Origin of the sequence: Robiginitalea sp., from assembly GCF_049588695.1 — a bacterium.
Taxonomy (GTDB): domain Bacteria; phylum Bacteroidota; class Bacteroidia; order Flavobacteriales; family Flavobacteriaceae; genus Robiginitalea.
In genome coordinates this window covers 1-8,143 of record NZ_JBAVZJ010000030.1, presented here as the reverse complement: position 1 = coordinate 8,143, position 8,143 = coordinate 1, and the positions used below count along the sequence as shown (strand labels likewise).

Genomic DNA, 8,143 nt, shown 5'->3' with positions numbered 1-8,143 from the left:
ACAAGGGGCCTTAGAGTACGGCTTCCTGTTTGATCCAGTCGTACCCTTTTTCCTCGAGTTCGAGGGCGAGCTCTTTGGTTCCGGATTTCACGATTTTTCCATCGTGAATCACATGTACAAAATCGGGCACGATGTAATCCAGCAGGCGCTGATAGTGGGTGATGACGACAACAGCCGTGTCTTTATTGCGAAGTTTGTTAACTCCATTTGCGACGATCCGCAGGGCATCAATATCGAGTCCGGAATCTGTTTCATCGAGCACTGCCAGGCGGGGTTCCAGCATGGCCATTTGAAAAATCTCATTTCGTTTTTTCTCTCCCCCTGAAAAACCTTCGTTCAGAGACCGGGATAGAAATTTTCGATCGATCTCCAGCATTTCAGCCTTTTCCTTGAGAAGTTTCAGCATTTCATTAGCCGGCATGTCTGGCATGCCTTTAGCCTTCCGGGTCTCATTGATGGCCGTTTTGATAAAATTGGTGACAGAGACCCCGGGAATTTCAACCGGGTATTGAAAGGAAAGGAAAATCCCCTTGTGCGCGCGCTCCTCAGGAGACACCTCATCCAGATCTTCTCCCTCAAAAATGATTTTCCCCCGGGTAACCTCGAAATCTTCTTTTCCGGCGATAAGGGAAGCCAGGGTGCTTTTTCCTGAACCGTTAGGACCCATTATGGCATGAATTTCTCCAGGCTTTACTTCCAGATCAATCCCTTTAAGTATTTTTTTGTTGTCCACACCGGCGTGCAGGTTTTTTATTTTTAACATAACAATTAGTTTAAAAATTTAGGCGCCTTAGGCATTTTTTCAAAATCTTCTTTCTGGTGTTGCAGATATACTTCTGACCCCGTTTGCTGCGCAAAATTCTCAAAGCGGTCCATACTTTCGAGGGTTTGCTTAACATCGTAGTTAAAAATCGGAACGCGTTTGTTCTTCCGGTTCGCATAGAGGTGATAGAGATCTCCCGTCAGCAATACAGGGCCGTGTTCCTTTAGGTCCAGATAAAGGACCGAGTGTCCGGGGGTATGACCCGGCATGAGTTTTATAACAACGGAGCCATCCCCGAAAACATCGTAATCCCCGTCAATTTGCTTTATATTTTTAATGTCCTTAATCGCATTGTATTCATCGGGATACGATTTTTGAACCTCCGGACTCGTAATGAAATCGTACTCCAATTTCTGAACCAGCCATGTGGATTTCCCCATTCGGGCAGCGTGTCCGCTATGGTCAAAATGGGTATGTGAAAGGGCAAGGAAGTCGATGTCATCGAGGGTCATCCCCGCTTTTGCCAGCTGTTTCTGAACGGAATCTGACCGGGAGACCGTAAAATTACCATCCGGGGAGGTATAAGGTTCTTCCATGGGAACGAGTGCTTCGGGAAGGCCGGCATCCCACATCATGGTTCCTTTGGGGTGCTCAATGACGTAGTAGGCATCGGCGAATTCCTTGGACTTTCCCTTATAGACTGAATCCTGGGAAAACAATTCCAGGGCATTGACCTGTACCGTCCCACCGTCAAAAGTATACAGGCGGATCTCCGGTTTTTCCTGTATCGCCTGGGCGACCTCCGTATTCTTTTCCGCATTCATTTTACATGCCGTAAAGAGGGAGGTAAGCAAAACTGCCCAAAGTGAAAAATAAGTGAATACTTTCATGGCAAACGATTTATCCTACTGATCCTTCGAGGCTGATTTCTAATAATTTCTGGGCTTCTACCGCAAATTCCATAGGCAGTTTATTCAATACTTCTTTGCTAAACCCATTAACGATCAGGGCGATGGCCTTTTCCGTATCGATACCCCGTTGGTTGCAATAGAAAATCTGATCCTCTCCAATCTTGCTGGTAGTCGCCTCGTGTTCCACCTGTGCGGTTTTGTTCCTGGCTTCGATATAAGGGAAGGTGTGTGCGCCGCAGGCATTGCCCATAAGCAGGGAGTCACACTGGGAGAAATTCCGCGCGTTATCCGCCCTGGAATTAATCTGTACCAGTCCCCGGTAGCTATTTTGGGACTGACCCGCTGAAATCCCTTTGGAGATGATCGTACTCCGGGTATTCTTCCCGAGATGGATCATCTTTGTCCCCGTATCCGCCTGTTGGTGGTTATTGGTCACGGCAATTGAATAGAATTCCCCTATGGAATTGTCCCCCTTAAGCACACAGGAAGGATATTTCCAGGTGATGGCAGAACCGGTTTCCACCTGGGTCCAGGAGATTTTGGCATTTTTTTCGCAAAGCCCCCTTTTGGTCACAAAATTATATACCCCCCCAAGGCCTTCTTTATCTCCGGGGAACCAGTTTTGAACGGTGGAATATTTTATTTCTGCATCATCCAGGGCAATAAGCTCTACTACTGCGGCGTGTAACTGGTTTTCATCCCGGGAAGGGGCAGTACACCCTTCCAGATAGCTTACATAACTTCCCTTATCGGCAATGACCAGGGTCCTTTCGAACTGACCGGTACCCGCCTGGTTTATCCTGAAATACGTGGAGAGCTCCATCGGACAACGCACCCCTTTTGGGATATAGCAAAAAGATCCGTCTGAAAATACGGCGGAATTCAGGGCTGCGTAAAAGTTGTCTTTCTGCGGAACTACGGAACCGATATATTTCTTTACGAGTTCCGGGTGCTCCTTAATCGCCTCAGAAATCGAACAAAAGATTATCCCCTTTTCTGCGAGGGTCTTCTTAAAAGTGGTAGCCACGGAAACCGAATCCATGACCACATCCACCGCCACTCCGGCGAGTTTTTTTTGTTCGTCCAGTGAAATGCCAAGTCTTTTGAAAGTGTCGAGCAATTCCGGATCTACTTCGTCCAAACTTTCGTATTTCGGTTTATTGTTTGGGGCAGAGTAATACGAAATGTCCTGGAAATTGGGTTTGGTGTATTTCACATTAGCCCATTCGGGTTCAATCATTTCCTTCCACAAGCGGAAAGATTCCAAACGCCAGGCCGTCATCCATTCCGGCTCTTCTTTCTTTTTTGAAATGGCGATTACAATATCCTCATTAAGCCCTTTCGGAAAGGTATCGGATTCGATATCTGTGTAGAAACCATACTCGTATTCTTTGGTTTCCAACTCCTTCTTTAATTCTTCTTCTGTATAGGCCATAATTCAAAAATTGCTTTTAAACACCCTTTTTTTCGCAGGTGCTTTAGGTTTTAAGAAGTTCCATCACCTCTGTCAGAGGGAAAAACTCTCACCGCAGCCGCATGTGCGCTCGGCATTGGGGTTATTAAAAACAAATCCTTTCCCGTTCAATCCCCCGGAGTATTCCAGGGTCGTTCCCACGAGATACAGAAAACTCTTTTTGTCCACGATAATGCGAACGGCGTTATCTTCAAATACTTTGTCCGTCTCTCCAATTTTCCGATCGAAATTGAGCTCGTAGGACAAACCACTGCATCCACCGCTTTTGACTCCAACACGCACGTAGTCGTTTGCAGTGTCAAAGCCTTCCTCTTGCATGAGGGTCAGGACTTTTTGTTTTGCGGATTCTGAAACCTTGATCATTGTTATTTGAAATAAATCTAAATAGAAAACAAATATAGGAAGTATGTCCGATTTCAGCAGCATTCCTAACATTATTATAACGTATGGGTCTATTGGAAAAACTTATAAGCAGCATTCCGGTCCCAAAGGCTGTGTTTTTTATGGTCAATGCACATGCTCCCGGGGACTTTTCCATGTATTTCAAGGGTGTTCCAAGAGCACCTAAAGAGGGATGATTTCCACCGTAAAAAAGGCGGTACGGAAATGGAATTCGGCACTGTTTTTTAAAGAAAATAGCCTGTGAACCGCAGGGTGTTATTATTTTAGCGGTATGTTTGAAAATAAGGACAGCTCGCCTACGCAATTGGAGGATCTCGGAGAATTCGGGCTTATTTCCCATCTCACTCAAAAAATGTCTGCAACCCAACCTTCAACGCGGAAGGGAATCGGTGATGATGCCGCTATTGTTGAGGTGGGAGGGAATTTTATCGCTATTTCCACGGATATGTTGGTGGAAGGTGTGCATTTTGATCTGGGCTTCACCCCTTTGGCGCATCTGGGATACAAGGCCCTGGTGGTTAATTTGAGTGACATCTGTGCCATGAATATGACACCCACCCAGGTCACTGTTTCCATGGCCGTTTCAAACCGGTTTTCCCTTCAGGCGCTAGAAGAGCTCTATAAAGGGATAGATCGCGCCTCAAAACTCTATGGCGTAGACGTTGTGGGGGGAGATACGACTTCCTCAACAAAGGGAATGCTCCTCTCTGTCACGGCTATAGGTCAGACCGGAGCCGAAGAGGACATTACCTATCGCAGTGGGGCTGGGGCTAACGACCTTTTGGTGGTAAGTGGAGATCTGGGAGCTGCCTATATGGGGTTGCAGGTGCTCCGGCGGGAGCAAGAAGTTTTTAAAGCCAATCCCAACCATCAGCCCGACCTGGAGCCCTATCATTATATTGTGGAACGGCAGTTAAAACCAGAGGCCCGAAAGGATATTATTACACTATTAAAAGCCCTGGGGGTTCGACCAACTTCTATGATCGATATCAGTGATGGTCTTTCTTCTGAAATCCTCCATCTCACAACCTCGAGTAAGGTGGGGTGTAATTTGTATGAAGATAAAATACCGCTGGATCCGACGGTAATTCAGGTATGTGAAGAGTTCTCAATAGACAGTACGCTGGCCGCGCTCAGTGGAGGGGAAGACTACGAATTGCTCATGACGATAGCCCAGGAAGATTACCCTAAAATCAAAGGTAATCCGGATTTAACGGTAATTGGCCATATGACGGCATCAGGGGCAGGGGCGAACCTGATTACCAGGGGAGGAGCTGCGATTCCGTTAACGGCTCAGGGCTGGAATGCTTTTGGGAGTCGGGATTCAGGCTAATTGATGTGAATTGTGCCGATGTCTTTTTTGGTAGATATTCTCCAGCGTATCATTGATCTCTTTCATTTCCGGAGTCAACAGTGATAAATTTCCACTGGCATCTGTAGTGACCTGTTTCCCACAATGCACACAGGAGTACTCTTTGATGTGGGAAGTTATTTTTTTCGAGACGCTGAAATGGTGTCCGAAGAGGGAGCAGAAAAGTTTTTTCATGGCAGTAGGTTTTTGGGATCGATTTGGCTCCGTCGGGTACTTGGGTTTTTACCTGGGAATCGCCTTTTTCTTCGTATAGGTTTTAGATTTAATTATAGCGTTCAGACTATTGTCCAACGAACGGTATGCTCATTTTATTGGATAATCCCGATAATTTTTTTCTTTTTTCGATAAAGCGCATTGAAAGCGACGGGAAACCGTAAATTGCCCGGTAAGGATTTATTGAACAAAAATCTTTAGCCTTTTGCCGACTCCCGGGATCAAAATAAAATCGGAATGGATACTGGCCCTGGCCTTATTCTCTCTGTTTTTCGGAGCAGGAAATCTTATTCTCCCCCCTCAATTGGGGATGCGCTCGGGAGTTTCCTGGTGGCAGACCGGTATCGGCTTTAGTGTCTCGGCTGTCGTCATCCCTATGTTGGGAATCCTTGCGCACGCCCGCCTGCAGGGGGATATGTTTGATTTTCCCCGGAAAGTATCTAAGGGGTTTAGCCTGGGATACTGCTATATCGTTTACGCTATTTCCATTGCCTTGCCGGCACCGCGTACCGCTTCGGTAACCCATGAGATGGGAATCGCACCTTTTTTTGATAGTCCTGCGCTGCTGACGAGCCTGGTTTATTTTTCCGTTGTTTTTTTATTGGTCTTAAACCGCTCCCGTATCGTTCCCCTGATCGGGAAGTGGTTGACTCCTGCGATTCTGATCGTACTGATGATCCTGATCGGTAGCATCACCCTGACCGGGGAGGGCGTCGTCATCCCAACCGTGCTGGACAACCCTTTTTCTGCGGGATTGCTGGAGGGCTATCAGACTTTTGACGCGATCGGGGCCGTTGTGGTTGGAGGAGTGATCCTGATATCCCTTAAACGTGAAATGCCGGATCTCGATACCGGGCAACGCTTTCGCTATATCTCAAGGGCCGGATGGATGGCCGGATTGGGTTTGCTCTTTCTCTATGCCGGATTAATTCTCTCAGGCGCATTTATGGGAGATGCGCTCAGCGAGGGGTTGAGCCGAACGGAAGTGCTGCGTGAAATGAGTGCGCTGGCCCTCGGGTATAACGGGAATGTATTCCTGAGCCTTCTCATCGCCCTGGCCTGTTTTACGACCGCTGTGGGGATCGTAACCGGCACTTCGGATTTTGTACAATCCCGATTTGGCGATTCTAAGTTTGTATACCGGGTTACGGCCTTTATTTGTTGCGTTTTGGGAGTGCTCATGGGGCAATTCCCGGTAGATTATATTATCGCTGTGGCACTGCCGGCCCTGATGTTTATCTATCCCCTGACCATTGTGCTCATCCTTTTGAATGCCATACCCCCGAAGTGGACTACGCCCAGGGTTTTCAAGGCCGTGGTTTTTACAACCCTTTTTTTTACAATCCCCGACTTTCTGGGCAGTATTGGATGGCCACAGCTCAGCCAGGGAATGGAAAGCTGGTGGCCTTTACAGTCCTACCAGTTGGGGTGGGTCCTTCCCGCTTTAGTGGCTTTCTTTTTATTCCGGGCCACGGGTAATAGCCCATTAAAAGCATCCCATGGATAAGGGTGTCGTCCCGGAAACTTCAGGAAACGGTTGTGGATTTTCAACTTTCATGGGCATGCCGTAAGTTTACCTTAAAACTGAAAATGGCTGAGTACTACAATTACATCAAAGCCCTCCACCTGATTTTTGTGGTCACCTGGTTCGCGGGTTTGTTTTATATGCCCCGCCTGTTTATCTACCATATTGAAGCCCGGGAGAAATCTGCAGAGGCCAGAACCGTGCTGTCCGAACAGTTTCGCATTATGGAAAAGCGCCTTTGGTACATTATTACCTGGCCTTCCGCTGTTCTCTGTACCATTTTCGCGATCGGTTTGCTGGCTTTGATGCCTTCATGGCTTTCACAGCCCTGGATGCACATTAAACTCGGGTTTATAGTATTACTGATCGTATACCATTTAAAAACCCACCAGATGTTTTTAAGATTTCAAAGGGAACAATTTTCCTATACCTCTCAATACATGCGAATTTGGAATGAAGGCGCTACGCTGATTCTTTTTGCCGTGGTTTTTCTGGCGATTCTCAAAAGCAGTTTTCAGTGGTTATATGGTTTAGGGGGCTTAATAGGGCTGGCCATTCTCCTGATGCTCGGCATCAGGCTCTACAAAAAGGTAAGGCAGGGAAGCGAATAGGATACCCCTGCCGATATGGATAAGGGCTTAAGCTCCGCAGACCCCTGTGAGTAAATTTTTTGGTGCGATTATTGCTATCTTTAGCGATAAACCCAGAGGCTTGTTCAGAAAGTTTTCATTGCGGTCGAGGATTTTTGTCTCTATGATCCTTCTGGTGCTGATCGCCTCGGTCTTAATTGCCGGGGTAACGGTCTACCAGTTCAGGGAACAATCCAGGGAGTATCATGAAGATCGCCTGGGTCGGAAAGAACAACAGATTAAACAGGCCATTACTTTCGCCCTCCAAAGGACTACCTACCCGATTACGTCTCAATACCTCTCCCTGATTTTTAAGGATGAAATTTATCGGATTGCCATCATTGAAGGGACTAATTTCAATCTCTACGACCTGCAGGGGCGATTGATCAAAAGCTCCAGGCCACAGTTTGACAATGACGACGTATCCACACGCCTGGAACCGCACATTCTCGACTCCCTCAGCAACACCATAAATAAGCACTTTATTGAAGAAAATACGGCAGCGGGATTTAACTACCAGGCAGCCTATTCTTATATCACAGACAGCCACTTTAAGCCCATAGGCATCTTACACCTGCCGTACTTAGAAGAAAATTCCTTTTACGATAAGGAACTCCGGGAATTCCTGATGCGCCTCGGGATTATATACCTTTTTATGTTGCTTCTGGCCATTGCCCTGGCATATTTTATATCCAAATACATCACCCGGTCCCTTCAAACGGTTTCAGAGAAATTAAATCAAACGCGATTGGCACGGACCAATGAGAAAATCCTGATCGAGGACCCAAGTCTGGAAATATCACAACTGGTAGATTCGTATAATGCGATGATCGATGAACTCTCGCATAGTGCTG

Annotated in this window: 8 protein-coding genes and 1 pseudogene; 4 read left to right on the top strand and 5 right to left on the bottom strand. The window is 46.9% G+C overall.

What is annotated here, in order from left to right; genetic code table 11:
* Positions 1-10 precede the first annotated feature (10 nt).
* The 4 genes from sufC to WBV75_RS00555 all read right to left on the bottom strand — a co-directional run bounded on the left by sufC (position 11) and on the right by WBV75_RS00555 (position 3,511).
* Positions 11-763: a Fe-S cluster assembly ATPase SufC gene (gene sufC / locus WBV75_RS00570; RefSeq protein WP_424118720.1), complete on the bottom strand. Its 753-nt coding sequence runs from the start codon at positions 761-763 to the stop codon at positions 11-13.
* Positions 764-768: 5 nt separating this feature from the next.
* Positions 769-1,653 carry an N-acyl homoserine lactonase family protein gene (locus tag WBV75_RS00565; RefSeq protein WP_424118719.1) on the bottom strand — a complete coding sequence of 295 codons (885 nt, stop codon included), beginning with the start codon at positions 1,651-1,653 and terminating at the stop codon, positions 769-771.
* Between the two features lie 10 nt (positions 1,654-1,663).
* On the bottom strand, positions 1,664-3,109 hold the full coding sequence (gene sufB / locus WBV75_RS00560) for a Fe-S cluster assembly protein SufB (RefSeq protein ID WP_424118718.1): 1,446 nt from the start codon (positions 3,107-3,109) through the stop codon (positions 1,664-1,666).
* Between the two features lie 72 nt (positions 3,110-3,181).
* Positions 3,182-3,511 carry a HesB/IscA family protein gene (locus tag WBV75_RS00555; protein WP_424118717.1) on the bottom strand — a complete coding sequence of 110 codons (330 nt, stop codon included), beginning with the start codon at positions 3,509-3,511 and terminating at the stop codon, positions 3,182-3,184.
* A 310-nt stretch (positions 3,512-3,821) separates the two neighbouring features.
* On the opposite strand from WBV75_RS00555, the gene thiL reads away from it, so the two are divergent.
* Entirely contained in the window at positions 3,822-4,883 is a 1,062-nt protein-coding gene (gene thiL / locus WBV75_RS00550; protein ID WP_424118716.1) for a thiamine-phosphate kinase, read from the top strand.
* Here thiL and WBV75_RS00545 read toward each other — a convergent pair.
* Entirely contained in the window at positions 4,875-5,096 is a 222-nt protein-coding gene (locus tag WBV75_RS00545; RefSeq protein ID WP_424118715.1) for a hypothetical protein, read from the bottom strand. The genes thiL and WBV75_RS00545 overlap by 9 nt on opposite strands.
* A 244-nt stretch (positions 5,097-5,340) precedes the next feature.
* Between WBV75_RS00545 and brnQ the strand changes: the two genes are divergently transcribed.
* From brnQ to WBV75_RS00530, 3 genes and pseudogenes are all read left to right on the top strand, one after another.
* The gene (gene brnQ, locus WBV75_RS00540; protein WP_424118714.1) at positions 5,341-6,642 is read left to right on the top strand and encodes a branched-chain amino acid transport system II carrier protein; all 1,302 of its coding nucleotides are present in this window, start codon (positions 5,341-5,343) and stop codon (positions 6,640-6,642) included.
* 83 nt (positions 6,643-6,725) lie between these two features.
* Positions 6,726-7,271 (top strand): CopD family protein, encoded by a 546-nt coding sequence (locus WBV75_RS00535; RefSeq protein ID WP_424118713.1) that lies wholly within the window; start codon positions 6,726-6,728, stop codon positions 7,269-7,271.
* Between the two features lie 46 nt (positions 7,272-7,317).
* Positions 7,318-8,143, top strand: a pseudogene (locus WBV75_RS00530) (two-component sensor histidine kinase); the annotation flags it as partial.